The 25797-nt window shown below is 71.0% G+C and carries 24 protein-coding genes; 16 read left to right on the forward strand and 8 right to left on the reverse strand.

Going from position 1 to position 25797, the window contains the following annotated elements:
* Positions 1-15: 15 nt before the first annotated feature.
* Positions 16-936 carry an LpxL/LpxP family Kdo(2)-lipid IV(A) lauroyl/palmitoleoyl acyltransferase gene (lpxL, locus tag QWG60_RS03735; protein ID WP_146907870.1) on the forward strand — a complete coding sequence of 307 codons (921 nt, stop codon included), beginning with the start codon at positions 16-18 and terminating at the stop codon, positions 934-936.
* On the opposite strand, the gene QWG60_RS03740 is transcribed toward lpxL, so the two are convergent.
* From QWG60_RS03740 to QWG60_RS03760, 5 genes are all read right to left on the reverse strand, one after another.
* Positions 930-2267, reverse strand: a complete 1338-nt coding sequence (locus tag QWG60_RS03740; RefSeq protein ID WP_046079239.1) for a DUF2254 domain-containing protein — start codon at positions 2265-2267, stop codon at positions 930-932. The genes lpxL and QWG60_RS03740 overlap by 7 nt on opposite strands.
* 167 nt (positions 2268-2434) lie before the next feature.
* Positions 2435-4096, reverse strand: a complete 1662-nt coding sequence (ettA, locus tag QWG60_RS03745; protein WP_046079238.1) for an energy-dependent translational throttle protein EttA — start codon at positions 4094-4096, stop codon at positions 2435-2437.
* 212 nt (positions 4097-4308) lie between these two features.
* Positions 4309-4521, reverse strand: coding sequence for a PA3496 family putative envelope integrity protein (locus QWG60_RS03750; RefSeq protein WP_046079237.1), 213 nt, complete (start codon positions 4519-4521; stop codon positions 4309-4311).
* Between the two features lie 190 nt (positions 4522-4711).
* Positions 4712-5146 carry a PAS domain-containing protein gene (locus QWG60_RS03755; RefSeq protein WP_107182245.1) on the reverse strand — a complete coding sequence of 145 codons (435 nt, stop codon included), beginning with the start codon at positions 5144-5146 and terminating at the stop codon, positions 4712-4714.
* Between the two features lie 103 nt (positions 5147-5249).
* Positions 5250-6563, reverse strand: coding sequence for an MFS transporter (locus tag QWG60_RS03760; protein WP_107182246.1), 1314 nt, complete (start codon positions 6561-6563; stop codon positions 5250-5252).
* A gap of 54 nt (positions 6564-6617) precedes the next feature.
* On the opposite strand from QWG60_RS03760, the gene QWG60_RS03765 reads away from it, so the two are divergent.
* Positions 6618-6887, forward strand: a complete 270-nt coding sequence (locus tag QWG60_RS03765) for a SelT/SelW/SelH family protein (protein WP_035598998.1) — start codon at positions 6618-6620, stop codon at positions 6885-6887.
* Between the two features lie 40 nt (positions 6888-6927).
* Complete coding sequence (locus QWG60_RS03770; RefSeq protein WP_107182247.1) at positions 6928-7818, forward strand: DMT family transporter; 891 nt, start codon at positions 6928-6930, stop codon at positions 7816-7818.
* Here the strand turns inward: QWG60_RS03770 and QWG60_RS03775 are convergent.
* Positions 7815-8489 carry an arylesterase gene (locus QWG60_RS03775; protein ID WP_181454245.1) on the reverse strand — a complete coding sequence of 225 codons (675 nt, stop codon included), beginning with the start codon at positions 8487-8489 and terminating at the stop codon, positions 7815-7817. The two genes, QWG60_RS03770 and QWG60_RS03775, sit on opposite strands and share 4 nt — an antisense overlap.
* A 10-nt stretch (positions 8490-8499) precedes the next feature.
* Between QWG60_RS03775 and QWG60_RS03780 the strand changes: the two genes are divergently transcribed.
* The 6 genes from QWG60_RS03780 (at position 8500) to QWG60_RS03805 (ending at position 17292) form a co-directional block, all read left to right on the forward strand.
* Complete coding sequence (locus QWG60_RS03780) at positions 8500-9216, forward strand: ABC transporter ATP-binding protein (RefSeq protein WP_186810045.1); 717 nt, start codon at positions 8500-8502, stop codon at positions 9214-9216.
* Complete coding sequence (locus tag QWG60_RS03785) at positions 9216-11753, forward strand: ABC transporter permease (protein ID WP_186810046.1); 2538 nt, start codon at positions 9216-9218, stop codon at positions 11751-11753. Before QWG60_RS03780 ends, QWG60_RS03785 begins: the two co-directional genes overlap by 1 nt.
* Positions 11754-11763: 10 nt before the next feature.
* The gene (locus QWG60_RS03790; RefSeq protein ID WP_146907876.1) at positions 11764-13188 is read left to right on the forward strand and encodes a polyphosphate:AMP phosphotransferase; all 1425 of its coding nucleotides are present in this window, start codon (positions 11764-11766) and stop codon (positions 13186-13188) included.
* 37 nt (positions 13189-13225) lie between these two features.
* Positions 13226-14686, forward strand: coding sequence for a hypothetical protein (locus QWG60_RS03795; protein WP_146907878.1), 1461 nt, complete (start codon positions 13226-13228; stop codon positions 14684-14686).
* Positions 14687-14833: 147 nt separating this feature from the next.
* Positions 14834-16099, forward strand: coding sequence for a serine hydroxymethyltransferase (gene glyA / locus QWG60_RS03800; protein ID WP_046079231.1), 1266 nt, complete (start codon positions 14834-14836; stop codon positions 16097-16099).
* Positions 16100-16293: 194 nt separating this feature from the next.
* Positions 16294-17292 (forward strand): OmpA/MotB family protein, encoded by a 999-nt coding sequence (locus tag QWG60_RS03805; protein WP_146907880.1) that lies wholly within the window; start codon positions 16294-16296, stop codon positions 17290-17292.
* Positions 17293-17303: 11 nt separating this feature from the next.
* On the opposite strand, the gene QWG60_RS03810 is transcribed toward QWG60_RS03805, so the two are convergent.
* The gene (locus QWG60_RS03810) at positions 17304-17849 is read right to left on the reverse strand and encodes a FlgO family outer membrane protein (RefSeq protein ID WP_146907882.1); all 546 of its coding nucleotides are present in this window, start codon (positions 17847-17849) and stop codon (positions 17304-17306) included.
* Between the two features lie 163 nt (positions 17850-18012).
* Between QWG60_RS03810 and QWG60_RS03815 the strand changes: the two genes are divergently transcribed.
* The 5 genes from QWG60_RS03815 (at position 18013) to QWG60_RS03835 (ending at position 23168) form a co-directional block, all read left to right on the forward strand.
* Positions 18013-19422 (forward strand): MBL fold metallo-hydrolase RNA specificity domain-containing protein, encoded by a 1410-nt coding sequence (locus QWG60_RS03815; RefSeq protein WP_046079227.1) that lies wholly within the window; start codon positions 18013-18015, stop codon positions 19420-19422.
* A 219-nt stretch (positions 19423-19641) separates the two neighbouring features.
* Positions 19642-20511, forward strand: coding sequence for an MBL fold metallo-hydrolase (locus tag QWG60_RS03820; RefSeq protein WP_046079226.1), 870 nt, complete (start codon positions 19642-19644; stop codon positions 20509-20511).
* A 34-nt stretch (positions 20512-20545) separates the two neighbouring features.
* Positions 20546-22306, forward strand: a complete 1761-nt coding sequence (locus tag QWG60_RS03825) for a SulP family inorganic anion transporter (protein ID WP_146907884.1) — start codon at positions 20546-20548, stop codon at positions 22304-22306.
* Positions 22307-22308: 2 nt separating this feature from the next.
* Entirely contained in the window at positions 22309-22770 is a 462-nt protein-coding gene (locus QWG60_RS03830) for a YeeE/YedE family protein (protein ID WP_146907899.1), read from the forward strand.
* Positions 22767-23168, forward strand: coding sequence for a DUF6691 family protein (locus QWG60_RS03835; protein ID WP_186810044.1), 402 nt, complete (start codon positions 22767-22769; stop codon positions 23166-23168). The genes QWG60_RS03830 and QWG60_RS03835 overlap by 4 nt, the downstream gene beginning before the upstream one ends.
* A 24-nt stretch (positions 23169-23192) precedes the next feature.
* Here the strand turns inward: QWG60_RS03835 and dsbG are convergent, their stop codons facing one another.
* The gene (dsbG, locus tag QWG60_RS03840; protein ID WP_146907886.1) at positions 23193-23957 is read right to left on the reverse strand and encodes a thiol:disulfide interchange protein DsbG; all 765 of its coding nucleotides are present in this window, start codon (positions 23955-23957) and stop codon (positions 23193-23195) included.
* Positions 23958-24079: 122 nt separating this feature from the next.
* Here dsbG and nrdR point away from each other — a divergent pair, with 122 nt between their 5' ends.
* Positions 24080-24565: a transcriptional regulator NrdR gene (gene nrdR, locus QWG60_RS03845; protein WP_016856619.1), complete on the forward strand. Its 486-nt coding sequence runs from the start codon at positions 24080-24082 to the stop codon at positions 24563-24565.
* A complete protein-coding gene (gene ribD, locus QWG60_RS03850; protein WP_146907888.1) occupies positions 24562-25692 on the forward strand; it encodes a bifunctional diaminohydroxyphosphoribosylaminopyrimidine deaminase/5-amino-6-(5-phosphoribosylamino)uracil reductase RibD in 1131 nt (376 codons plus the stop codon). The genes nrdR and ribD overlap by 4 nt, the downstream gene beginning before the upstream one ends.
* Positions 25693-25797: the final 105 nt, after the last annotated feature.

A 25797-nucleotide genomic window follows, 5' to 3' on the forward strand; every position in this document is an offset into this window, starting at 1 on the left:
GAGTAAGAGCGCCCCATGTCCAAGGACGAGACCGCCACACCGACCTCCTTCGCCCATCCCCGTTACTGGCCGACCTGGCTGTCCATCGGTGCCATGCGTGTCGCCGCCTGGCTACCCTGGCGACTCAAGCTGTGGATCGGCCGGGCCATCGGCCAGGCCGCCTGGCGCTTTGCCGGTCGGCGGCGGCACATCACCGAGACCAACATCCGACTGTGCTTCCCGGAGCTGGACGAGGACCAGCGTGCTCGTCTGGTGCGCGAGGCCTTCATCGCCAATGGCATCGGCATCCTGGAGACGGCCACCGGCTGGTGTCGCGATCCCGAGCACCTGCGCCACCGCGTGACCTTCAAGGGGCAGGAGCACATGGCGCGCGCCCAGGCCCAGGGCAAGGGCGTGCTGATCATCGGCATCCACTTCTCGACCCTGGATCTGGGCGGGGCCCTGCATTCGCTGTTCTTCTCCGCCGACGCGGTCTATCGTCCCCACGACAATCCGCTGTTCGAGCGCTTCATGACCCGCGCCCGCTCGCGGATCTTCGGCCGCGCCATCGACCGCCACGACCTGCGCGGCGTGGTGCGCCGGCTCAAGGCCGGCCACAACGTCTGGTATTCGCCGGATCAGGACTTCGGCCGCGACGCCAGCGTCTTCGCGCCCTTCTTCGGCGTCGAGGCGGCGACCGTCAAGCTGACCGCCAAGATCGCTCGCATGACCGGGGCGCCGGTCATGCCGCTGGTCTTCCACCGCAATCCCGACGACCGCACCTATACCCTGGAGTACCTGCCGGCGCTGGAAGGCTTCCCCAGCGGCGACGAAGTGGCCGACGCCACCCAGGTCAACGCCGTCATCGAGGCCGCCATCCGCCGTCATCCCGAGCAGTACCTGTGGCTGCACCGCCGCTTCAAGACCCGTCCCAGGGGCGAGCCGAAGCTCTACTGACCCGCGCCACCCTTCGGCGGCAGCTCGCGGGGCAGCGCCAGCCGGTGTCGTCCCCGGGTCAGCCGGTCGCCGACGAAGGCCCGGTCCATGGGATGGTCGGAGATGCGCTCGAGCCGTGCCACGACGCGCTCGGCCATGGCCTGCAGGGCGCTGAGCCGCGTGCCGTCGGCCTCGAGTGACAGCACCTTCAGCGCCTTGAGCAGCCCCAGCAGCACGCTCTGATCGTCGCCGCCGTAGTGCAGCAGCGGCACGAACAGTCGATGCAGCAGGCTGTCGAGGCCTTCCAGCGGCCAGGTCACCCGCAGCCGTTGCTGCTCGTCGAGCAGGGCGTTGGTCGGCTGCCAGGCCAGATGATGGCGCAGCAGGTCGGTCAGGCGATGCAGGCACAGCCGCGCCGTGCCCGGGTCGTTGATGCCCGGCGACAGGGCCTTGATCGCCACCTCCATCAGCTGCGTCATGCCGTGCACGTAGTGTTCGCTCACCGACTCGCCGTCCAGCCGTACCAGGCACTCCTGCAGCGCCTCCTCCCAGGCCGCGTCCGGTGCCTCCTCGGCCTCCAGCATGGCCACGGGGGCGCCCTCGATCAGATAGTCGCCGAAGCGAAAGCTCAGGTGCAGCCGGCCGTTCACGCCTGCCGCCAGCCTCGCCATGGCGGCGAGATCGGCACTCTGGACATAGCCTTCCTGGCGCATCCGGATCTCGTGGCAGGGCGGTCGCGGCAGCGGTCGCGCGTCCATGCATCGCCAGCGCTCTCCCCGCTGACGCGCCTGCTGGCGATGCATGGCCCGGAGCGTGGTGTCATGCAGATCACGGATCACGGCGTCGATCTGGACCGATTGCGAGGCGTTGTGGATGAAATAGACGAACAACCCCAGGCAGTGTACGACCAGGATGCAGGCCAGATAGACGGCGGGCGCCATCCAGCCCCGGGCGTCGTCCGGGGCCATCAGCAGCAGGAGCAGCAGCAGGATGGTGCCGAGGTAGTGGCCCAGTACCCACTGGTGGCGACGCTCGCTGATCAGCCCGAACACCAGCTTGTGGGAGAAGTTGCCGCCGGCCTGGGAGAGGATCGACATGACCATGGAGAAGCTGAACACCATCAGCGAGATCATGCCGCCGAGCAGCGCGGTCATCAGCCCGCGGGCGCCGTCGGGCAGCGGCGGAATCCAGGCCTCGAGGCCATCGGGAAAGCCGACGTCGAGGGTGGTGCTGAGCAGGATCATGAGGCCCAGCAGGCCGTAGCTCGCGGCGGCCAGGGTCGGCAGGTAGGCGATGCTGCTGGCGAAGCGCCGGAACAGCTGAACGGGGTGAAGCAGAAGCGTCGGTGACATGGCCGGTCCTCGCGCGGCCAGGATGACGGCATTCGCGGCGCCGCGCTCCGCCACATCTTCTTATGGCGGCTTAGGCCGCCGCTGTCCAGCGGCCGGGGCCAACGCAAAAACCCCACGACCAGTCGGCCGTGGGGTTGTCGTCCCGCTTCCAGCGCTAGGCTGTCAGCTTAGGCATCAATCCTTTTGTACTTCATGCGATGCGGGGTCTCGTCGCCGACGCGCTTCTTGTGATCCGCCTCGTACTCGGTGTAGTTGCCCTCGAAGAACTCCACGTGCGACTCGCCCTCGAAGGCGAGGATGTGCGTGGCGATGCGGTCGAGGAACCAGCGGTCGTGGGAGATCACCAGGGCGCAGCCGGGGAAGGCCAGCAGGGCTTCTTCCAGGGCACGCAGGGTCTCGATGTCCAGGTCGTTGGACGGCTCATCGAGCAGCAGCACGTTGGCGCCCTGCTTCAGCGTCTGGGCCAGCTGCAGGCGACCGCGCTCACCGCCGGACAGGTCCGACAGGCGCTTCTGCTGGTCGTTGCCCTTGAAGTTGAAGCGGCCGACGTAGGCCCGCGAGGACACCTCGTAGCCGTTGATGTTGAGGATGTCCTGGCCGTCGGACACCGCTTCCCAGACCGTCTGCTTGTTGTCCAGGGCGTCGCGCAGCTGCTCGACGTAGGCGATGTCGACGGTATCGCCCTTGACCACCTCGCCGGTGTCCGGCTGCTCGGTGCCGTTGATCAGCTTGAACAGGGTCGACTTGCCGGCGCCGTTGCCGCCGACGATGCCGACGATGGCGCCGGGCGGAATCGCGAAGTCCAGGTTCTCGTACAGCAGCTTGTCATCGAAGGCCTTGGACACGCCGTGGAACTCGATGACCTTGTCGCCCAGGCGCGGACCGGGCGGAATGTAGATCTCGTTGGTCTCGTTGCGCTGCTGGAAGTCGCCGGACTGCATCTCCTCGAAGCGGTTGAGGCGTGCCTTGCTCTTGGCCTGACGGCCCTTGGCGTTGGAGCGCACCCACTCGAGCTCGTGCTTGATGGCCTTCTGGCGCGAGGCTTCCTGCTTGGCTTCCCGCTCCAGGCGCTGCTCCTTGGCCTCGAGCCACTGGGAGTAGTTGCCTTCGAAGGGGATGCCCTCGCCGCGGTCGAGCTCGAGGATCCAGCCGGCCACGTTGTCGAGGAAGTAGCGGTCGTGGGTGATCGCTACCACGGTGCCGCTGTAGTCGTGCAGGAAGCGCTCGAGCCAGGCCACGGACTCGGCGTCCAAGTGGTTGGTCGGCTCGTCGAGCAGCAGCATGTCGGGGCTGGAGAGCAGCAGGCGGCACAGCGCCACGCGGCGACGCTCGCCACCGGAGAGGTGACCTACCTGGGCCTCCCAGGGCGGCAGGCGCAGGGCCTCGGCGGCCACCTCGAGCTTGCGCTCCAGGTTATGGGCGTCGGCGGCCTCGATGATGTTCTCGAGGCGGGCCTGTTCGGCGGCCAGGGCGTCGAAGTCGGCGTCCGGCTCGGCGTAGGCGGCATAGACGCCGTCGAGCTTCTCCTGGGCCTCCTTGATGGCGCCCAGTGCCTCTTCCACGGTCTCGCGGACGTTCTTCTCGTCGTCGAGTTCCGGCTCCTGGGGCAGGTAGCCGACGTTGATGCCCGGCATCGGGCGGGCCTCGCCCTCGAACTCGGTGTCGACGCCGGCCATGATGCGCAGCAGGGTCGACTTGCCCGCGCCGTTGAGGCCGAGCACGCCGATCTTGGCGCCGGGGAAAAAGGACAGCGAGATGTCCTTGAGAATCTGTTTCTTGGGCGGAACGACCTTGCCCACCCGATTCATGGTGTAGACGTATTGCGCCATGGAAGCTCACTAATGTTTTGAAAAGCAGGATGCGGAGTGCGGGTTGGAGGTTCTGATAGCAGAATCCGCTGGACCACGATGATAGAGCCCGGGCGGAGTAATGGCTAGGTGTGAGGGGAACGGTGCGAGGGGCGAGGGGCGAGACGAAAGGTGCGAGGAACCCCTTGGCGCATGTCCTTGGCCATCGTCTTTCTGTCGCCGCCCCTCGACCCTCACTCCTCCTCGTCGAGGTCCCAGTCGTCGTCGATGGTGCGCCTCAGGCGGCGCTCCTCCAGCAGCGCCTCCAGCCGGCGTCTGGCCTGCAGCTGTTCGGCACGGCTCGCCGGTCGGGCACGGCGATCGTCGTCATCGTTGACGGCCTCGTCGGGGGCGTCGTCATAGGCGTCGTCGTGAAGGGGTGCTTCGTGATAGCTGTTCTGGCGCATGCGAGGTCCTCCCATGGCCGGCCGCGAAGGGCGGCGAAACGGATCCGAACCCCGCGTTGCGCGAGGCCCCAGGTCGCCGTTGCGGGCACCTGACGGCTATATAAGGCGAGACGGGAGGCGATGCAAGTCCCCCGCGCGACATGGCGTGTCGCGCGGGGCGGGAAGGGGAACCGAGAGAGCGTTCGGCGGTTCAGGACAGGCCGTGTTCGGCCTTGAGACGCGCCAGCTCGTGCTGGGCCTCGACGCGGGCGGTGACGTCCTTCTGCACGCCGATGAAGTAGGTGAGGTTGTCCTGCTCGTCGAACACCGGGGTGATCGACAGCTCGTTGTAGAACAGGGTGCCGTCCTTCTTGTAGTTGCGCAGCACCTCGCGGCAGGGGCGGCCCTCGGCGAGCGCCTGACGGATCTCCGCCAGCCCCGGCTGGTCGCGATCGTCGTTCTGCAGGAAGCGGCAGTCGCGGTAGAGGATCTCGTCGGCGCTGTAGCCGGTCAGGCGCTCGAAGCCCTGGTTGACGTAGATCAGGATGTTCTCGTCGCCTTCCTGTTCGGCGACGACGATGCCGTCCTCGGAGGCATCGACCATGCGTTCGAGCAGGTCGGGGCTGATCATGGCGGGGCGTTTCATCGAGGCATTCCTGTCGCGAGATCGTGATGGACCGCGCCGCGTGCGCGGTCCCGTTGCGAAGTATCATGGCCAGCCGCCGGCCGGATTTCAACGCCGGCTACCCTCATTCGACCTCCGGCAGGCGCTGAGTGCTGGCCGCCGCGGCCAGCGCGGTCGCGGCCAGCGCCAGCAGCAGGGCGCCGCTGCCGAGCCACTGGGCCAGGGCGCCGACCAGCCCGCCGACGATCAGCATCAGTACGCCGGTCAGGGTGTTGGAGAGTGCCACGTAGAGCGCGCGATCCTCGGCGCCGGCCAGGTCGACGACGTAGGTCTTGCGTCCCAGCCGGGCCCCGGCGTGGACGATCACCAGCAGCGCGTAGAGCCCGGCGTAGGGCCAGACGCTGGTGGTCCAGGCCTGGGGCAGCCAGGCCAGCAGCGCGCCGGCCGCGCAGCACACGGCGGTGCCGAGGGCGGCGAGACGCATCACCCGGCGGCTGGAGTCGTCGGCGCGCTTGCCCCAGATCGGGCTGGCCAGCATGCCGGCGAGGCCGGAGACGATCACCAGCACGCCCAGGTCGCCGAGTTCGTCGCCGCTCTGGCGCTGGCCCAGCAGGGCGACGTAGGGCAGTGCCAGGGCGCTCGACAGCAGCAGCGCCCGGGACAGGTTGAAGTGGCGGAAGGCACGGTCCTGGCGCAGCAGGCGCAGGCCCTCGCGCAGCGTCGAAGCGATGCTGTCGCCGCCTTCCGAGGCGCCGGGCACCTCGTGGATGCGCACGGCGCACAGCGCATTCACGGCCCAGCCCAGGGCGGCCACCCCCAGCAGCGCGGCCAGGGCGAGCTCGCCGGGGCGGTCACCGAAGGCCATCAGCACCACGCCGGCGGCCAGGGTGGCGGCGCCGGCCAGGCTGCCGCTCCAGCCCATCAGGGTGCCCCGGCGCTGCTTGGCGATGGTCTTGCCCAGCACGTCCTTGGTGGCGATCGACGACAGGCCCCGGGCCAGTGACAGCACCACCAGCACGGCGAGCACCAGGGCGCCGCCTAGCCCGCCCCGGCCGAACAGCGCCAGCAGGGCCAGGGCGGCCGCGGCCAGCGCCTGGAGCAGGGCGCCGGCCACCCATACGCCCTTGCGCTCGGGGCGGCCGCGGATGACGCCGGCCACGAACACCTGGGGCAGCAGGGCGCCGGCCTCGCGGATCGGCACCAGCAGACCGACCATCCAGATCGGCGCGCCGATGGCGCCGAGCAGCCAGGGCAGTACCAGCCGGGCACTGGCCAGCTCGTCGGCGAGCTTGTTGCCCAGCGATGCCGCCAGATGCAGGAAGAAGTTGCGCGGCTGCTCCTGGCAGGCCTCGTCGGGGATGTCCTTGCACATCCGGCTGTCCTCGTCGCCGGTCAGCCGCTCGTAGAGGCGGGTCTGGCTGATCTCGGGGGCGGCCATGGTGGCTCCTCGCTGGTAGGATGAAGCGCTCATTGTTGCGACAGGAAGGGCATCGTGTCACGTATTCGCATTCACTACTGTACCCAGTGCCAATGGCTGCTGCGCAGTGCCTGGTACGCCCAGGAGCTGCTCTCGACCTTCGGTGAGGACCTCGAGGAGGTCAGCCTGGTGCCGTCCCACGGCGGCTACTTCGAGATCTTCTGCGACGAGCAGAGCCTGTGGGAGCGCAAGCGAGATGGCGGTTTCCCCGACAGCAAGACGCTGAAGCAGCGCGTGCGCGACCGCCTCGACCCGACGCGGGAGCTGGGACACATCGATCGCTGAGTCGGCCGTCTGCCGGCTCGATACCTAGCAGGGAGAGCTTATGACAACGGATCGTCGCGCCATGCTCTACGGGCTGGGCGCCGTGGCGCTCTGGTCCACGGTGGCCACCGCCTTCAAGGTGGCGCTCGAGCGGATGACGCCGCTGGAGCTGATGTGGCTCGCGGCGCTGGTGTCCTGGGCGCTGATCGGCGCGCTGGTGGTGCGCCGGGGCCTGCTCGGCGAGGCGCTGAAGCGCGGCTGGCGCACCGCGGCCTGGGCGGGGCTGATGAATCCGGTGGCCTATTACCTGGTGCTGTTCGCCGCCTATGACCGTCTGCCGGGGCAGGAGGCGATGGCGCTGAACTACACCTGGGCGCTGGCCATGGCGCTGCTGGCGGTGCCGATCCTCGGCCAGCGGCTTACGCTCGTGGACGCGCTGGCCGGGCTGGTGGCCTATTCGGGGGTGTGGGTGATCGCCACCCGTGGCGCGGTGCTCGACGTGGCCTTCGCCGACCCGCTGGGCGTGGGGCTGGCGCTGGTCTCGACGCTGATCTGGGCGCTCTACTGGCTGCTCAACGTGCGCGACCGGCGCCCGCCGCTGGTGGCCCAGTGGCAGAACTTCAGCGTCGGGGTGCCGGTACTGACCGGGCTGTTGCTGTTCGGGCCGGGTTTCCGGTGGCACGGCCTCGACGGGCTCGCCGCCGGGGTCTACGTGGGCCTGTTCGAGATGGGCATCGCCTTCGTGCTGTGGCAGCTGGCGGTGGGCACGGTGTCGCGCACCGCCAAGGTCTCCAACCTGATCTTCCTGTCGCCGCCGGTGTCGCTGATGCTGCTCTACCTGGTCGTCGGCGAGCCGATCCTGCCCTCGACCCTGGTGGGGCTGGTGCTGATCCTCGGCGGACTGGCGCTGCAGCAGTGGCAGAAGGCGCCGGCTGCGCCGGGCGACGCCTAGTCTCTCCGTACGGCCAGCGCCACGCCTTCCTCTTCCAGCAGCGGCGCCAGCGCCGGCCAGACGTTGTCGAGCAGCGCGGGCTGGGCGGCCGCCGTGGGATGGATGCCGTCGTCCTGCATCAGCGAGTCGTCCAGCGCCACGCCCTCCAGCAGGAAGGGCACCAGCGCCACCTCGAAGCGGTCGGCGAGCTCGTCGTAGACCCCGGTGAAGGCGTCGCGGTAGGCCGGCCCGTAGTTGGGCGGAATGTCGATGCCGAGCAGCAGCACCTCGGCGTCGGCGGCCCGGCTCTGCTCGATCATGCCGGCCAGGTTGGCGCGCATCTGCTGCGGCGGCAGGCCGCGCAGGCCGTCGTTGCCGCCCAGTTCCAGCACCACCAGGTCGGGGGCGTGCTCCTCGAGCAGCGCCGGCAGCCGCGTCGCGCCGCCGCCGCTGGTCTCGCCGCTGATGCTGGCGTTGATCACCCGGGCCTTTCCCTCCAGCCGCCGGGCCAGCAAACTGACCCAACCGGCCTCGCGCTCGATGCCGTAGGCGGCGCTCAGGCTGTCGCCCATCACCAGCACCCGCGGGCGCTCGGCGGCCGCCGCCGGGACGGCCACCAGCACCAGCAGCGTCCACAGCAGGCACGCCGTCAGGACGCCTTGGGCTCGACCAACAGGGATGCGCTTTCTCATGACCGACCTCATGTCCGACTCCTCGCCAGCAAACCTTCATCCTATGCTACGCGCCGCCCACCTGACCAAGCGGGTGGAGAGCGGCGAGCGTTCGCTGACCATTCTGAGTGATCTTGCCCTCGAGGTGTTCCCCGGCGAGACGCTGGCCATCCTCGGCCAGAGCGGGGCGGGCAAGTCGACCCTGCTCGGCCTGCTGGCCGGGCTCGACGCACCGAGCGGCGGCGAGCTCGAGCTGTTCGGCGAATCCCTCGGCGACCTCGACGAGGACGGCCGCGCCGGGCTTCGCGCCGGGCGGGTCGGCTTCGTGTTCCAGAACTTCCAGCTGCTGCCGACGCTGACCGCGCTGGAGAACGTGCTGCTGCCGCTGGAGCTGGCCCCGGACGGCGACGCCGAGGCCCGCGCCCGCGAATGGCTCGGCCGGGTGGGGCTCGGCGAGCGCCTCGATCACCTGCCCAAGCAGCTTTCCGGCGGCGAGCAGCAGCGCGTGGCCCTGGCCCGCGCCTTCGTCACCGGCGCCGAGCTGGTGTTCGCCGACGAGCCCACCGGCAACCTCGACCCGGCCACCGGCGAGCGCATCATCGACAGCCTGTTCGCTCTCAATCGCGAGGCCGGTACCACCCTGGTGCTGGTCACCCACGATCTGGCCCTGGCGCGGCGCTGCGATCGCTGCCTGCGGCTCGTCGACGGGCGACTCGAGGCGATCGCGCGCGAGGAGGCCGAGGCATGATGCGCCACGCCGTAGCACTGTCGTGGAAGGGGCTCAGGCGCGACCTGCGCGCCGGCGACGTGCGCGCGCTGTTCCTGGCGCTGACCCTGGCGGTGGCCGCCGCCACCATGATCGGCTTCTTCCTCGACCGCCTGGAGCGCGGCCTGACCCGCCAGGCCGGCCAGCTGCTGGGCGGCGACGTGGTGCTCGAGCAGTCGCGGCCCTTCGATCCCGAGCTGCGCCGCGCCTTCGAGGACGCCGGCCTCGCGCTCTCCGATCAGGTCGACATGGTGTCGATGGTCAGCGCCGGCGAGGCCTTCCAGCCGGTGGGCGTGAAGGCGGTCGACGATGCCTACCCCCACTATGGCGAGTCCGTGGTCGACCGCGGCTCGGGCCCTGAGGCGCTGCCCCGCGGGCCCGAGCGCGGCGGCGCCTGGGTCGCCCCGCGCCTGGCGCAGCTGCTCGACCTCGAGCTCGGCGACACCCTGCGCCTGGGCCAGGCCGAGCTCGAGGTGAGCGGGGTGATCGAGCGCGAGGCCGATCCCTCGGCCGGCTTCTCCAGCTTCAACCCGCGGCTGATGGTGCACGTCGACGATCTCGAGGCCACCGGGCTGATCCAGCCCGGCTCGCGCATCGAGTACGAGCTGCTGGCCGCCGGCCCGCCCGAGGCGGTGGAGGCGATCACGCCTCGGCTCGAGCGCCTGCGCGCCGAGGGCGTGGAGGTGCAGGATGTGCGCCGCGACCGGCCGCGGCTCGGCAGCGCGCTGTCCCGGGCCGACCGTTACCTGAGCCTGGCCGGGCTCGCTGCGGTGCTGCTGGCCGGCGTGGCGGTGGCCATGGCCACCCGGCGCTACGTGGAACGCCACCTGGACACCGCGGCGCTGCTGCGCTGCTTCGGGGCCCGCCAGGCCGAGCTGGTGCGGCTGTTCGCCCTGCAGCTGCTGTGGCTGGCGCTGGCGGCCTCGGCACTGGGCGCGCTGCTGGGGCTGGCCGGCCAGGCGCTGCTGCTGGCGCTGCTCGGCCGGCTGCTGGCGGTGGAGCTGCCACCGCCGGGACCGATGCCGCTGGCGCTCGGCGTGCTGACCGCGCTGGCGGTGCTGGCCGGCTTCGCCGGGCCGACCCTGCTGCGCCTGCGGCGGGTCAGCGCGCTCAAGGTGCTGCGCCGCGAGCTGGACCCGCTGCCGGCCTCCGCCTGGTGGGTGGTGGGGGCGGCGGCGCTGGTGTTCGGCGCGCTGCTGTGGCTCTACTCCGGCGATCCGATCCTGTCGCTGTCCTTGCTGCTCGGCGGCGGCCTGGCGCTGGCGGTGCTGTGGGGCCTGGGTGGGCTGCTGCTCGGCGGCGTGCTGGCGCTGTGCTCGCGGCTGCCGGCGCGCGGCGGGGCCGGATACCTGCAGGCGCTGCGCCTGGGCGGGCGCCAGCTGGCCCGGCGCCGCGCCGCCAGCCTCGGCCAGCTGCTGGCGTTCTCGGTGGCGCTGTTCGCCATGGCGATGATCGCCCTGGTGCGCGGCGACCTGCTCGACGCCTGGCGCGAGCAGCTGCCCGAGAACACGCCCAACCAGTTCGCCATCAACATCCAGCCCGGCGAGCGCGACGCCTTCGCCGCGGCCCTGAACGAGGGCGCCGAATCGCGCAGCGATCTTTACCCCATGGTGCGCGGCCGGCTCACCGCCATCGACGGTGCCGAGCCCCGCGAGGCGGTGCCGGCGGAGGCGCGCGGCGACAACGCGCTGCGCCGCGAGCTCAACCTGACCTGGCGCGCCGACCCGCCGGAGGGCAACCGGCTGGTGGCGGGGGAGTGGTTCGACGCCGAGGCGGCGACGGGCGGCGAGGCCGCGACGCCGGTGCCGATCTCGCTGGAGAGCGGGCTGGCCGGACGGCTGGGGCTCGAGCTCGGCGACGTGCTGACCTTCACCGTCGGCAGCGCCACCATCGACGGCGAGATCACCAGCCTGCGCGACCTGGACTGGGACAGCTTCCGGCCCAATTTCTACGTGATCTTCCCGCCGGGCGTGCTGGAGCGCTTCGGCCACAGCTATATCACCGCCTTCCATCTGGCGCCCGACGAGCGCGCGCTGCCGGGCCGGCTGGTGCGCGACTTTCCCGGCGTCACCCTGCTCGACGTGGAGGCGATCCTCGAGCGGGTCCGCGAGGTGCTGTCGCAGGTCACCCGGGCCGTGGAACTGGTGCTGGTGCTGGTGCTGCTGGCCGGGATCAGCGTGCTGCACGCCGCCCTGGCCGCCAGCCTGCCGGTGCGCGCCCATGAGGCCGGGCTGCTGCGGGTGTTCGGCGCCGGCGACCGGCTGCTGCGGCGGGTGCAGGGCGCCGAGTTCGCGCTGCTGGGGCTGGCCAGCGGCCTGCTGGCCGCGGCGCTGACCGAGCTGGCCGCGGCCGGGCTCTACGGCGGCTGGCTCGACCTGACGCCGCGCTGGCATCCGGCGCTGTGGCTGGCGCTGCCGCTGGGCGGGGCGCTGCTGGTCGGCGCCATCGGCCAGTGGCTGTCGCGGGGCATCCGGCGCCGGGCGCCGGCGGAGAGCCTGGGGCTGCTGGGCGAGGCATGAGGATGACGGAATGAAGGAATCGCTGCGCTATGCGCTGCTCGAGGCCCAGCTGGAGCTGGCCCGCCAGGCCTCGCGCTCGGTGGTGCTGGTGGTCACCGGCCACGCCGCCGCCGGCAAGACGGCGCTGATCAACGAGCTCAACCATCGCCTCGAGAATCGCCTGACCGAGGTGCACGCCCTGGCGCCGAGCAGCGAGGAGCGCGAGCGTCCCTACTGGTGGCGCTACTGGCGTCGCCTGCCGGCCCGCGGGCGGGTCGGCGTGTTCGTCCACGGCTGGTACGGCGATGCGCTGTTCGCCCGTACCGAGCAGCGCCTGGGGGAGGGCGCCTTCCACGACCGCCTGGCCGAGATCCGTGCCTTCGAGGCCGAGCTGGCCGCCGAGAACGTGGCGATCGTCAAGCTGTGGCTGGACATCGACCGCGACGTCCAGGGGCGCCACCTGAAGGCGCTGTGGCACGACCCCGAGCGGGCCTGGCAGGTCAAGGATCACGACTGGCAGCGCCATCTCCAGTACCACGCTCTGGATGCCCTGGGCCGCGAGATGCGCGAGGCCACCGAGGCCGATCATGCGCCCTGGCTCCGCCTGGCCGGGGGCCCCGAGGAGACGCCGATCAAGGCCCTGGCCCAGAGGCTGGTGGCGGCCATGGCCGGCCCGCTGCCCGATGTCGAGTCGCCGCTCACCACGCCCACGGCGGGCATCGGGGCGCCGCCGCGGCTGTCGGACCTCGACGCCGCGTCGCCCGAGGCCATGGACAAGGCCACCTATCGGGAACGCCTCAAGGAGGCCCAGGCCCGATTGGCCGGCAACGCCCGCGAGATCCAGCGTCGGCGGATTCCCGTGGTACTGGCCTTCGAGGGCCAGGACGCCGCCGGCAAGGGCGGCTGTATCCATCGCCTGACCTCGGCGCTCGACGCTCGCCAGTATCGCGTCCATCGCATCGCCGCGCCCAGCGAGGAGGAGCGCGCCCACCCCTGGGCCTGGCGCTTCTGGCAGCGGTTGCCGCTGGATGGCCGGGTGGCGATCTTCGATCGCTCCTGGTACGGCCGGGTGCTGGTGGAATGCGTCGAGGGCCTGGCCGAGCCGGCCGCCTGGCGCCGCGGCTATGACGAGATCCGCCGCTTCGAGCGCCAGCTGCTGGCCCATGGCGCGGTACTCGGCAAGCTGTTCCTGGCGGTCGACAAGGACGAGCAGCTGCGCCGCTTCCGTGCGCGCGCCGAGACGCCCCACAAGCGCCACAAGCTGACCGAGGAGGACTGGCGCAATCGCGAGCGCTGGGACGACTACCGGCGGGCGATCGACGACATCTTTGTGCATACTCATGACGTCGACGGGGGCTGGGCCCTGATCGACGCCAATGACAAGCGCCGCGCCCGGCTGGCGGTGCTGGACCACGTCAACCGCCTGCTCGAGGCGCGTCTCGCCGAACCGCGCTGACGCCCCCCAGGCGCGATCACCAGGGAGGTGAACCCCCATGCGCAAGTCCTTGATGCGTAACGTCCTGATGCGCAAGTCCCTGATACGTCAGGCTCCGTCACGAGGCGCCGTGCTCGCCGCGTTTCTCGCCGTGCTGCCCTGCGGCCTGGCCCAGGCCGATGCCGAGCGCCTCGAGGCCGACCTGCGCGAGCGCTTTGCCGCCGCCGGCGAGTTCTCGATCGGCGAGGTCTCCGACAGCCTGCTCGGCGGCGAGACCCGCGCCGAGGACCTGAGCCTGGTCGACGTCGACGGCTCGCGACTGGACGTGGCCCGCTATGTGGTCGAGGGCGACTACGAGGACCCCGAGGCGATCGTGATGGAGGGCCTGCGGCTCGAGCGCACTGGCCGCGATGCGGGCGTGCTGACCGCCGACCGGCTGCGCCTCGACGGCCCCGGCGGGCCGCTGCCCTGGCACGAGGGCCGGCTGGGCGATGCGGCCTTCGAGGCCGACGCTCTGAGCGCCGAAGGGCTGCGCCTGGCGCTCGAGTCGGGGCTGATCACCTCCGCCGACGGCAAGAAGACCCTGAGCCCGCAGGTGTCGACGAGCGGCTGGCTGACGGCGCAGCGGCTCGAGGCCGAGGGGCTCACGGCGACCGGCGTCGGCCGCCTGGAGATGAGCGGCATCGAGGGCCACGCCGAGAGGCTGGAGGATCTGGGGGCGGGAGACCTCACCCTGGCCTCGCTGAGCCTCGAGGGCCTGAGCCACCCGCCGGGCGATCCCGAGGCGGCGACCCTGGATCGCTTCGAGCTGAACGACATGTCGATCGTCGCCGATCATCTGGTGGCCGATCTGGCACGCTTGAGCGTCGACGGCGACATGCACGACGGCGAGGGCCGTGCCCGGCTCGAGGCCCTCGAGCTGGACCTGGCGCGGATGATCGAGCTGGCCCCGGCCGAGGAGCGCACCCGGCTGCGTCTGGCCAGCAACGTGCTCACCGGCGGCAGCGGGCAGCTGCGGCTGGACGCCGAGTTCGACGGCCGCTGGGAGGCGCTGGGCCAGAAGAGCCTGCTCTCCGGCGACGGCACGATCACCGCCGCCGACGCCTTCCGCTGGGCGTTCGACAGCGAGCTGCCGGTGCGCCTTCCCGAAGGCGTGGAGCCGGCCGCCTATCTGGCCGAGATGACCGACCTGAGCGGGGTGACCCTGCTCGGCGGGCGCATCGAGACCACCCTCGGCGACCTGGGGCTGTTCGGGCGCGTGCCGGCGGTGATGGCCGCCAGCCGCGGCGTGAGCGAGGCCGAGTTCCTCGATCAGGCGCGCACCCAGGCCAGGGGCTTCGGCACCATGCTCGGGCCCGAATTCGGCCAGCTGCTGGACGGCCTGGTGGACATGATGGCTGGCCGGGCCAGCGAGGTGACGGTGGCGTTGACCCTGCCGCCGGAGAGCGACGCGGACGTGCTCGCCGCCGACCCGCTGGGCCTGCCGAGCAAGCTCTCGATGGCCGTGGAGACGCGCTGAGCCGCGCGGCGCGGGAGCCTTCAGAATTACTGAAGCGCACATGAGAAATCATGGGGCGCCGCATGACGGGGTTTCATGTGAAAGCCGCCATACGCTGGGGTATGATGGCGGCCTTCGATTTCCCCGTTGATGCGAGGTTTCCCGCCGATGTTCAGCCGTGACATGCAGATTGCCGGTTTCGATGATGCCCTGTTCGATGCGATGCAGAAGGAAAGCACGCGTCAGGAAGCGCACATCGAGCTGATCGCTTCCGAGAACTATGCCAGCCCCCGCGTCATGGAGGCCCAGGGCAGCCAGCTGACCAATAAGTACGCGGAAGGCTATCCCGGCAAGCGCTACTACGGCGGCTGCGAGTACGTCGACGTGGTCGAGCAGCTGGCCATTGATTACGCCAAGGAACTGTTCGGCGCCACCTACGCCAACGTCCAGCCGCACTCCGGCTCCCAGGCCAACGGCGCCGTCTTCCAGGCGCTGGTCACCCCGGGCGACACCGTGCTGGGCATGAGCCTGGACGCCGGCGGTCACCTGACCCACGGCGCCAAGCCGAACTTCTCCGGCAAGCACTACAACGCCGTGCAGTACGGCATCGACGAGAACGGCCGCATCGACTACGACCAGGTCGCCCAGCTGGCGCGCGAGCACCAGCCGAAGATGATCATCGCCGGCTTCTCCGCCTACTCACAGATCATCGACTGGGCCAAGTTCCGCGAGATCGCCGACGAAGTGGGCGCCTACCTGCTGGTCGACATGGCCCACATCGCCGGCCTGGTGGCCGCCGGGGTCTACCCGAGCCCGCTGCCCCACGCCCACGTGGTCACCACCACCACTCACAAGACCCTGCGCGGCCCGCGCGGCGGCCTGATCCTCTCCAGCGCCAACGACGAGGCGGTCGAGAAGAAGCTGCAGGCCGCGGTCTTCCCGGGCATCCAGGGCGGTCCGCTGGAGCACGTCATCGCCGCCAAGGCGATCTGCTTCAAGGAAGCCATGGCGCCCGAGTTCAAGACCTACCAGGAGCAGGTGCTGAAGAACGCCAAGGCCATGGCCGGCGTGTTCATCGAGCGCGGCTTCGACATCGTCTCCGGCGGCACTGAGGATCATCTCTTCCTGCTGTCCCTGGTCAAGCAGGGCGTGACCGGCAAGGACGCGGACGCCGCCCTGGGCCGCGCCCACATCACCGTCAACAAGAACGCCGTGCCGAACGACCCGCAGAGCCCGTTCGTGACCTCCGGTCTGCGCATCGGTACCCCGGCGGTGACCACCCGCGGCTTCGGCGAGTCCGAGTGCGGCGAGCTGGCCGGCTGGATCTGCGACATCCTCGACGTGCTGGCCAAGGGCGAGGACACCTCCGCCATCGAGGCCGAGGTCAAGGGCAAGGTCGAGGCCGTCTGCGGCCGTCTGCCGGTCTATCGCTAAGCGCCTGACCCAGGTCTGACGCGCAAGCGTGCGCCCCGTCCCGGTTCTCCGGGGCGGGGCGCCTTGCGTCTGTGGCTTCGCCGTCTGGCGTTTCAGGCCCAATAGGCGGTCGCGAATCCCGCCTGTTCGACGCTTCGGCCGGGGTGGGCGGGCGTTAGGCTTGGCGCTCCGCCATACCATTGCCGAGTCGAGCCATGCAGCATCCCCGCGGCCTGTCCCGCCACGAGTCCCTCCTGCCGGATCATCACCACGACGAGAGCGGTCACGGCTGGATGGTCAGCTATATCGACGTGATGACCCTGCTGGTCGCGCTGTTCGTGCTGATGATCGCGCTGACGCATCGCACCGACGACACCGCGCCGGACGCGGACGAGACGGTGATCGCCGAGGTGGCCGGGGCCGACGGGGCGTCGCGTCGTCTCGGCGTGCCGCTGCCGGCGGAGCTGAGCCAGGCGTTGGCCGAACCGACGGCGCCAGCGAGGCGACCGGGCCTCGCACCGTCGGTGATCTCGGCGGCGCTGGGCGTGGCCGGCCTGCCATCCCGCGCCGCGCTGCCGGCACCGCCCGCGCTGCTGGCGCATCAGGCATCAGCCGACGCCGAGCCCGAGCCGATGCCGCGGCTGCCGATGCTGGCACTGCCCGAGGGCCTAGACCGTGAGGCGCCGCTGGCCGACTACATGGTGATCCTCACCGACCGGCTGCCCGCCGGCGTGGCGCCGGCCCCGGAGGCCGCCGAGACGCTGACCCTCGCCGCCCGCGAGGTCGCCGAGGCGGTGGCCGCCGCGCCCTATCTGCCGGACCTCGATGGCGTCGAGGTGTCCCGGGTGCCGGAGGGGGTGCGCCTGCGGGTCGAGGATCGGCTGCTGTTCCCCTCCGCCCAGGCCGATCTCACCGATGAGGGGCGTGCGCTGATCGCCGAACGGCTGCGCGAGGTGGTGGACAGCCAGCCCGGCGAGGTCGAGGTGCAGGGGCATACCGACAGCCGGCCGATCCAGACGCCGCGCTTCCCTTCCAACTGGTCGCTGTCCAGCGCCCGGGCCATTGCCATCGTCGAGGCGCTGATCGAGGACGGCGTCGACCCCGCGCGGCTGCGCGCCGTGGGGCTGGCCGACACCCGGCCGCTGGCCGGCAACGACACCGCCGAGGGCCGCGCCCGCAACCGCCGGGTCGAGGTGGTCATCCAGGCACGCTGATCGACGCGGGGCTACCAGCGCCCGAGCATGGCGCGTAGATCGTTGGTCAGCGGCAGACTGAGCTGGGTGGCGGCCAGGGCGTTGCCGTCGCCGACGCGCACGATGCGCAGGGTCAGGTAGAGCCGCTCTTCACCCACGGCATAGGTGCCCACCATCAGCGTGCGGGCGCCCTGGTCGATGCCCAGGCGCGGCGTCAGGCGCGACAGCATCAGCTCCCCGGTATGCTCCTCGACGTAGAGCCGGCCGCCCAGGCGGACCTCGCGCACCTGCAGCCCGGCCCGCGTGAGTTCGGCGGCAACGATCTCGCTGGCCAGCCGTCCCAGGGTCGAGGAACGGTTCAGGTCGTCGACGTCGACCATGGTCGTGGGAATCAGCGGGCCGTATTCGGCCAGGATCGGGTTAGCCTCGACCAGGGCCGCGGTCGCCGCTCCCAGCGTCTCGTCCAGCCGTTTCGGCGGCGGCGTCGGCGTGTCTGACAGGCTGGCGCAGGCGGTCAGGGCCAGGGCCAGGCCGAATGCGATGGCGGGGCGGAGCAGCGAGGTGGCGGATGCGTGCATGTGGGGAGGTTCCCTTGAGCGTGACCTGATGATCCCTGGCGGGCGAGGAGGCGGAGTCTGCGGTTCGCTATCGGCCGCGCCGACGATGACTTGAGCCAAGGCGCGTCGGGCGTGGCTTGGTTATGCTCGAAGAAGAGTCCCAGGGCGCGCAGGGGAGGTGGTCATGTCGAGCTTGACCTTTCTGGGGGCGGTGGGCGAGGTCACCGGCTCTCGCTATCTGCTCGAGGTGGACGGCGAGCCCCGCCCTCACCGGCTGCTGCTGGAATGCGGCCTGCACCAGGGGGGACGCGAGGCCGAAGGCGCCAATGCCGTGCCCTTCGGACGTCTGGCCGAGGAGCTCGAGTCGGTGGTGATCTCCCACGGCCATCTCGACCATGCCGGGCTGCTGCCGAAGCTGGTCCGCGAGGGCTATCGCGGGCCGATCCACTGCACCGCGGATACCGCCGAGCTGCTCGAGATCATGCTGGTCGACGCCGCCTTCGTGATGGCCAGGGACGTGGAGTGGGAGAACCGCTGGCGGGCGCGGGCCGGCAAGTCCGCCATCGAGCCGCTCTACGACGAGGACGACGTGGCCCGCACCCTGGCCCAGTGCGAGCCGCATCGTTACGGCCAGCCGGTGGCGTTGCCCGGCGGCGTCACCCTGGTGTTCCGCGATGCCGGCCACATCCTCGGCTCGGCGGTGGTCGAGCTGTCGATCCCCTCCGGTGGCCAGCGGCGGCGGCTGGTGTTCTCCGGCGACCTGGGCAACCCCGACTCGGTGCTGATGAAGGACCCGGAGAAGGTCCATGACGCCGATGTGGTGCTGATGGAGAGCACCTACGGCGATCGCGATCATCGCCCCCTCGACGACACCCTCGAGGAATTCCGCCGGGTGCTCGAGGAGGCCCACGTCGACGGCGGCAACGTGCTGATCCCGGCCTTCGCGGTGGGGCGCACCCAGGAGATCCTCTACCACCTGAGCGTGCTCTACCACAAGGGGCGCCTGCCCCAGCAGCTGGTGTTCCTCGACAGCCCCATGGCGATCCGCGTCACCGAGCTCTATGGGCGCAAGCGCAAGGCGCTCGACCCCGAGGACCTGAAGGTGCTCAACGTCGCCGCCCACGGCGACCCCGATCAGTACCTGCCGAACCTGCGCCTGACCCGCGACGTGGAGGAGTCGATGGCCATCAACCGCATCCACGGCGGGGCCATCATCATCGCCGGCTCGGGCATGTGTACCGGTGGGCGCATCGTCCATCACCTGCGCTACAACCTGGAACGTGAAAGCACTCACCTGGTGATCGTCGGCTTCCAGGCCGAGGGCACGCTGGGGCGCCAGCTGGTCGAGGGGGCCGAGCGGGTGCGGGTGCTGGGCGAGGATCTGGCGGTCAAGGCCCGGGTACACACCCTGGGCGGCTTCTCGGCCCATGCCGGCCAGCAGGAGCTGATCGGCTGGGCGGGCGCCTTCCACGATCGCCCCCGGTTCTTCCTGGTGCACGGCGAGCCCGGGGCCCAGCGGGCGCTGCAGGCGGCGCTGGCCGAAGCCGGCATCGAGGCCGAGATCGCGACCTACCGCCAGCGCATCGAACTCTGATTGCTCTCCGACTTTTCCAGCCAGGCTCCCATCTTGCCTTCATGGCGCACAGGTGCTGCGTCTGGCCTATGGCGCAGTGCTATCTGCCGGCGCGCTATATATAAAAAATAAGTCTAACGTTAGAACAAAATATCTTGTTATGCTGCGGCTATCGCCAACCGCCATCGGGACGCGCCGCGTCCGTCGCTCTTCACCCTCTGCTGCATACGGAGGCACCCCATGTCCCAGCAGCCCATCGTCACGGCCTTCTTCGACGAGCCCACCAACACCTTCAGCTACGTGGTCCGCGACCCGGACTCCACGTCCTGCGCCATCCTCGATTCGGTGCTCGACTTCGACTACGCCGCCGGCCACACCGACGTGCGTTCGGCCGATGCCATCATCGCCTTCATCGCGCGCGAGGGGCTCAGCGTCGAGTGGGTGCTCGAGACCCACGTCCACGCCGACCACCTCTCGGCGGCGCCCTACCTGCACCAGAAGCTCGGCGGCCGCACCGGCATCGGCGCGCGCATCGTCGAGGTGCAGGAGATCTTCGGCAAGGCCTTCAACGCCGGCACCGAGTTCGCCCGTGACGGCAGCCAGTTCGACCGCCTGTTCGAGGAGGGCGACACCTTCGCCATCGGCGGCCTCGAGGGCCGGGTGCTGCACACCCCGGGCCACACGCCGGCCTGCCTGACCTACGTGATCGGCGACGCGGCCTTCGTCGGCGACACCCTGTTCATGCCCGACTACGGCACCGCGCGCTGCGACTTCCCCGGCGGCGATGCCCGCACCCTCTATCGCTCCATCCAGAAGGTGCTGGCGCTGCCTGCCGAGACGCGGCTGTTCCTGTGCCACGACTACAAGGCGCCGGATCGCGAGGCGTTCCGGCACGAGACCAGCGTGGCCGAGCAGCGCGCGCATAACATCCACGTCCACGAGGGCGTCGGCGAGGACGACTTCGTGACCCTGCGCACCGAGCGCGATGCCACCCTGGGCATGCCGCGGCTGATCATCCCCTCGGTGCAGGTCAACATGCGCGCCGGCGAGATGCCGCCGGCCGAGGACAACGGCCAGGTCTACCTCAAGGTGCCGCTCAACCGTTTCTGATGTCGGGAGACCCTGTCATGAGCGCGAGACCACGATGACGCCCTCACGCTGGATTCCGCTGATCGGCTGGCTGCACGGCTACCGGCGCGACACCCTGGCCCGGGACCTGCTGGCGGCGGTGATCGTCACCCTGATGCTGGTGCCCCAGGCCCTGGCCTATGCGCTGCTGGCCGGCCTGCCGCCGGAGGTGGGGCTCTATGCCAGCATGCTGCCGCTGGTGCTCTACGCGATCTTCGGCACCAGCGCCACCCTGGCGGTGGGGCCGGTGGCGGTGGCCTCGCTGATGACCGCCTCGGCGCTGTCCGCCATCGCCCCGCCGGGCAGCGCCGAGTACGTGGGCGGTGCCCTGGTGCTGGCGGCGCTCTCCGGGGCGATGCTGGTGGCCATGGGGCTGCTGCGGCTGGGCTTTCTCGCCAACTTCCTGAGCCATCCGGTGATCTCGGGCTTCGTCACCGCCTCGGGGATCCTGATCGCCGCCAGTCAGCTGCGTCATCTGCTCGGCGTCGAGGCCTCGGGTCACACCCTGGTCGAGATGGTCATGGCGCTGGTCACCGCGCTGGGCGAGGTCAATCCGATCACGCTGGTGCTCGGCCTCGGCGTCTGGGGTTTCCTGGTGCTGTGTCGGCGCTATCTCAAGGGCGGGCTGCGACGCCTGGGGCTGTCGGCCACGGTCGCCGACCTCGTGGCCAAGGCCGCGCCGGTCTCGGCGGTGATCGTCACCACTCTGCTGGCCTGGGCGCTGGGGCTCGGCGAGCGCGGCGTGGCGCTGGTCGGCGAGGTGCCGGGCGGGCTGCCGTCGCTGGCGCTGCCGAGCCTCGAGCCGGGGCTGTGGTCGAGCCTGCTCGCTCCGGCGCTGCTGATCAGCCTGGTGGGCTTCGTGGAGTCGGTATCGGTGGCTCAGACCCTGGCCGCCAAGCGCCGCCAGCGCATCGATCCGAATCGGGAGCTGATCGCCCTGGGCCTGGCCAACCTCGGCGCCGGGGCCAGCGGCGGCTCGCCGGTCTCCGGCGGCTTCTCGCGCTCGGTGGTCAACTTCGAGGCCGGAGCCGCCACGCCGCTGGCCGGTGCCTTTACGGCGCTGGGCATCGCCGTGGCGACCCTGACCCTGACCGCGCCGCTGGCCTTCCTGCCGAAGGCCACGCTGGCCGCCACCATCATCGTCGCCGTGGGCACCCTGATCGATCTGCCCGCCATCCGCCGCACCTGGGCCTACTCCCGGGCCGATGGCGTGGCCATGCTGGCGACCCTGACGCTGACCCTGGTGCACGGCGTGGAGAGCGGCATCCTGGCCGGCGTGGCGCTGTCGCTGGGGCTGCATCTCTACCGCACCAGCCGGCCGCACAGCGCCGTGGTGGGGCGGGTGCCCGGCAGCGAGCACTTCCGCAACGTGCAGCGCTACGATGAGGTGGAGACCGACGAGCGCCTCGCCATCCTGCGCGTCGACGAGAGCCTCTACTTCGCCAACGCCCGCTATCTGGAGGACACGGTGATGGCGCTGGCGGCCCGCCAGCCGGGCCTCGAGCACATCGTGCTGGCCTGCCAGGCGGTCAATGGCATCGACGCCTCGGCGCTGGAGAGCCTGGAGGCGATCAACCGGCGGCTGAAGGACGCCGGGGTGGCGCTGCACCTGGCGGAGGTCAAGGGGCCGGTGATGGATCGCCTGGCGGCCACCGACTTCTGCCATGAGCTCGGCGGCCGGGTGTTCCTGAGCACCTTCGATGCCTGGCAGGCCCTGCACCAGGAGAATGCCGCGGCCAATATGGCGCCCGGCAGGATGACGGAAAAGGAGACATGACGGTGGACATGACGGCAAGCCTTCACGGCCTGATCGGCGGGGTGCTGATCGGCCTCTCGGCGACCTGGCTGATGATCACGCTGGGGCGCATCGCCGGGATCAGCGGCATCCTCGGCACCCTGATCACCGCGCGCCCCAGGGGCGACAGCGGCTGGCGGCTGGCCTTCCTGCTGGGGCTGGTCTCGGGGCCGGCGCTGGTGATCCTGGCCGGCGGCGGGCTCGGCAACGTGGCGGGCCGTGCCGGGGCGGTGATCGGCGCCCCCGCTGGCGGGGTGGCGACCATGCTGGTCGCCGGCCTGCTGGTGGGCGTGGGCACCGGCATCGGCAGCGGCTGCACCAGCGGCCACGGGGTGTGCGGCCTGGCCCGGCTGTCGCCGCGCTCGGTGGCGGCGACCCTGGTGTTCCTGGCGGTGGCGATCGTCACCGTGTTCGTGGTCCGGCACGTGATCGGAGGTGGCGCATGAGATCCGTGATGGCCTACATCGCCGGGCTGCTGTTCGGCCTGGGACTCGCGATCTCCGGCATGACCGATCCGGCGCGGGTGCTCGGCTTCCTCGACGTCGCCGGCGACTGGGACCCGACCCTGATGTTCGTGCTCGGCGGCGCCGTGGTGACCCACTTCGTCGGCTACCGGCTGGCCATGCGCCGCCCCCATCCGCTGTTCGCCAGCGCCTTCCAGCTGCCGACCCGGCGCGACCTGGACGGGCGGCTGCTCGGCGGCGCGGCATTGTTCGGCGTCGGCTGGGGGCTCTCCGGCTACTGCCCGGGGCCGGCCTTCGCCTCGGTGTCGGGCATCTCGCTGCCGCTGGCCGCCATGCTGGCGGCCATGGTCGTCGGCTGGTTTATCGCTCGGCGGGTGTAGGCGCGAATGTTGATGGCGCCGTGATCAGGGGCGCGGGCCGAGGATCTCGGTCAGTGCCTCGTCGCTCGGCATGCCCTGGGCGGTCTTCAGCAGGCCGCTGCTCTGAGGGTCGTTCGGGCGATAGACGATGCCCGGGGTGGCGACCAGGCCGAGGCCGTCCATCAGGTTGTGGTTCTCCTGCAGGGCCAGCTCCAACGGGCGGGGCAGGGCGTCGAGGATCTCGACCGTGTCGCCGCGCTCGTGGGCGGCCAGCGCCGCGGCGGGGTCGTCGGCGGCCAGCAGCGAGACCGCCTTGCGCGGGCTGTCGGCGGCGAGGATGCCGACCATCACGTGGCGCAGCTGGACCTTGCCGGCCTCCACCCAGGGGCGGGCGGCCTGCCAGAACCGGCGGCAGTAGGGGCAGTTGGGATCGGTGAACACGTAGACGATGCGCTCGGCGTCGTCGCGGCCGTCGGCGATCCAGGCGCTCTGCTCGAGCTCGCCCCAGGTCTCGGCGTCCTTTGGCGCGCGCACCAGGCGGTCCAGCGGCGCCCGGGAGAGGTTCTCGCCCTCGGCGTCGATCAGGTTGCCGATCACCGCATGCTGGCCGCCTTCGGTGACGAAGATCGTCATCGGCTGGCCCCCGGCGCTGGCGGCGTAGCCGGTCAGCCCGTCGGGCGCCTCGAAGCGGCCGTGTATCGTCAGACCCTCGGCCTCGAGGGCCTGGAGCGGGGCGGGGAGTTCGTCGGCGGACGCGACGAGGGGCAGCAGCAGGGCGGCCGGCAGCAGGCGGCGGGGCAGGGCGCGCATGGCGATCCTCCTTGAACGGGTGACCCTCTCCAGACAGCGATGCGCTCCCGGGGTTCGCTGGGGCTTCGGGGCCAAAACCGTTACAATGTGGCGACAATCGTCCTCGACCCGGAACCCTGCTTATGCACTGTCCCTTCTGCGGCGCCTCCGACACCCGCGTGACCGATTCCCGACTGGTCGTCGACGGCGATCAGGTGCGGCGGCGGCGCCAGTGCGCGGCCTGCGGCGAGCGCTTCACCACCTACGAGACCGCCGAACTGGTGATGCCGCGGGTGATCAAGGGCGACGGGTCCCGGGAGCTGTTCGACGAGGCCAAGCTGCGCGCCGGCATGCTGCGCGCCCTGGAGAAGCGCCCGGTGAGCGCCGAGTCGATCGAGGCCGCGGTGGAGCGCATCCGCCAGACCCTGCGCGCCCGCGGCGAGCGCGAGATCCACGCCCGGGACGTCGGCGAGGAGGTCATGCATGCCCTGAAGCGCCTCGATCAGGTGGCCTACATCCGCTTCGCCTCGGTCTATCGCCGCTTCCAGGACATCGACGAGTTCCGCGCCGAGATCGACCGCCTGGCCCAGGAGCCGAGCTTCCAGCCCGATGGGTCCGGTGAATCATGAGCGCCGTGGTCCGTTCCCCCGAAAGCTGGATGGCCCGAGCCCTGGTGCTGGCCCGGCGCGGCCTCTATACCACCGACCCCAACCCGCGGGTGGGCTGCGTGCTGGTCAAGGACGGCCGCCGGGTCGGCGAGGGCTGGCACCAGCGCGCCGGCGAGCCGCACGCCGAGGTTCACGCCCTGCGTGACGCCGGCGAGGCCGCCCGCGGCGCCACCGCCTACGTCACCCTGGAGCCCTGCTCCCACCACGGCCGCACCGGCCCCTGCGCCGAGGCGCTGGTCGAGGCCGGCGTGGCGAAGGTGGTGGTGGCCATGCGCGACCCCAACCCGCTGGTGGCCGGCAACGGCATCGCCCGACTGCGCGCGGCCGGCATCGAGGTCGAGGTCGGCCTGCTCGAGGCCCAGGCCCGGGCGCTGAACCCCGGCTTCGTCTCGCGCATGGCTGCGGGGCGGCCCTTCGTGCGGCTGAAGATGGCGATGAGCCTCGACGGCCGCACCGCCATGCGCTCCGGCGAGTCCCAGTGGATCACCGGGCCCCGGGCGCGCTGCCAGGTGCAGCGCCTGCGGGCCCGCTCCAGCGCGGTGATCACCGGCGTCGAGTCGGTGATCTTCGACAATTCCCGGCTGACCCTGCGCGCCGATCAGCTCGAGCTGCCCGATGCGGAGGCGATCGCCGCCCGCCAGCCGCTGCGGGTGGTGGTCGACTCGCGCCTGCGCCTGCCCGAGGCGGCGGCCTGTCTGCGCGAGCCGGGCCGTACCCTGGTGGCCACCGTCGACGGCCACGACGCCGAGCGCCGTGCTCGGCTCGAGGCCGCCGGCGCCGAGGTGCTGGCGCTGCCCGCGGGGAAGGACGGGCGCGTCGACCTGGCGGCGCTGCTGGGGCATCTCGCCGAGCGCGAGGCGGTCAACGAGGCGCTGCTCGAGACCGGCGCGACCCTGGCCGGCGCCATGCTCGATGCCGGGCTGGTCGACGAGATGCAGCTGTTCGTCGCTCCGACCCTGCTCGGCGGTGAGGCACGGCCGCTGTTCGCGCTGCCGGGCCTCGAGACCATGGCCGAGCGGAAGCCGCTGGAGATCCTCGACATCCGCGCCGTGGGCCGCGACTGGCGCATCACCGCGCGCCCCGCCTGACGGCAGGACGCGCCTCCTCGCCGCGCCGTTCCGAGGGCGTCGCCCGGCCGCCCGATGGGCGCCGTCGGGCGAGCCACTACTAGCGCCGGCGGTCACGCCACGGTA

Origin of the sequence: Halomonas halophila (assembly GCF_030406665.1) — a bacterium.
GTDB lineage: Bacteria > Pseudomonadota > Gammaproteobacteria > Pseudomonadales > Halomonadaceae > Halomonas > Halomonas halophila.

Excerpts from the sequence above, each read along its gene's own strand:
- QWG60_RS03815 (WP_046079227.1), top strand. The coding sequence starts at position 18,013 with ATGTCGAGCTTGACCTTTCTGGGGGCGGTGGGCGAGGTCACCGGCTCT.
- QWG60_RS03760 (WP_107182246.1), bottom strand. The coding sequence starts at position 6,563 with ATGGCCGCCCCCGAGATCAGCCAGACCCGCCTCTACGAGCGGCTGACC.
- nrdR (WP_016856619.1), top strand. The coding sequence starts at position 24,080 with ATGCACTGTCCCTTCTGCGGCGCCTCCGACACCCGCGTGACCGATTCC.
- QWG60_RS03790 (WP_146907876.1), top strand. The coding sequence starts at position 11,764 with ATGAAGGAATCGCTGCGCTATGCGCTGCTCGAGGCCCAGCTGGAGCTG.
- lpxL (WP_146907870.1), top strand. The coding sequence starts at position 16 with ATGTCCAAGGACGAGACCGCCACACCGACCTCCTTCGCCCATCCCCGT.
- QWG60_RS03750 (WP_046079237.1), bottom strand. The coding sequence starts at position 4,521 with ATGCGCCAGAACAGCTATCACGAAGCACCCCTTCACGACGACGCCTAT.
- QWG60_RS03780 (WP_186810045.1), top strand. The coding sequence starts at position 8,500 with ATGTCCGACTCCTCGCCAGCAAACCTTCATCCTATGCTACGCGCCGCC.
- QWG60_RS03740 (WP_046079239.1), bottom strand. The coding sequence starts at position 2,267 with ATGTCACCGACGCTTCTGCTTCACCCCGTTCAGCTGTTCCGGCGCTTC.
- QWG60_RS03835 (WP_186810044.1), top strand. The coding sequence starts at position 22,767 with ATGAGATCCGTGATGGCCTACATCGCCGGGCTGCTGTTCGGCCTGGGA.
- ribD (WP_146907888.1), top strand. The coding sequence starts at position 24,562 with ATGAGCGCCGTGGTCCGTTCCCCCGAAAGCTGGATGGCCCGAGCCCTG.
- QWG60_RS03770 (WP_107182247.1), top strand. The coding sequence starts at position 6,928 with ATGACAACGGATCGTCGCGCCATGCTCTACGGGCTGGGCGCCGTGGCG.
- QWG60_RS03775 (WP_181454245.1), bottom strand. The coding sequence starts at position 8,489 with ATGAGAAAGCGCATCCCTGTTGGTCGAGCCCAAGGCGTCCTGACGGCG.
- ettA (WP_046079238.1), bottom strand. The coding sequence starts at position 4,096 with ATGGCGCAATACGTCTACACCATGAATCGGGTGGGCAAGGTCGTTCCG.
- QWG60_RS03755 (WP_107182245.1), bottom strand. The coding sequence starts at position 5,146 with ATGAAACGCCCCGCCATGATCAGCCCCGACCTGCTCGAACGCATGGTC.
- QWG60_RS03795 (WP_146907878.1), top strand. The coding sequence starts at position 13,226 with ATGCGCAAGTCCTTGATGCGTAACGTCCTGATGCGCAAGTCCCTGATA.
- glyA (WP_046079231.1), top strand. The coding sequence starts at position 14,834 with ATGTTCAGCCGTGACATGCAGATTGCCGGTTTCGATGATGCCCTGTTC.
- QWG60_RS03805 (WP_146907880.1), top strand. The coding sequence starts at position 16,294 with ATGCAGCATCCCCGCGGCCTGTCCCGCCACGAGTCCCTCCTGCCGGAT.
- dsbG (WP_146907886.1), bottom strand. The coding sequence starts at position 23,957 with ATGCGCGCCCTGCCCCGCCGCCTGCTGCCGGCCGCCCTGCTGCTGCCC.
- QWG60_RS03825 (WP_146907884.1), top strand. The coding sequence starts at position 20,546 with ATGACGCCCTCACGCTGGATTCCGCTGATCGGCTGGCTGCACGGCTAC.
- QWG60_RS03810 (WP_146907882.1), bottom strand. The coding sequence starts at position 17,849 with ATGCACGCATCCGCCACCTCGCTGCTCCGCCCCGCCATCGCATTCGGC.
- QWG60_RS03820 (WP_046079226.1), top strand. The coding sequence starts at position 19,642 with ATGTCCCAGCAGCCCATCGTCACGGCCTTCTTCGACGAGCCCACCAAC.
- QWG60_RS03785 (WP_186810046.1), top strand. The coding sequence starts at position 9,216 with ATGCGCCACGCCGTAGCACTGTCGTGGAAGGGGCTCAGGCGCGACCTG.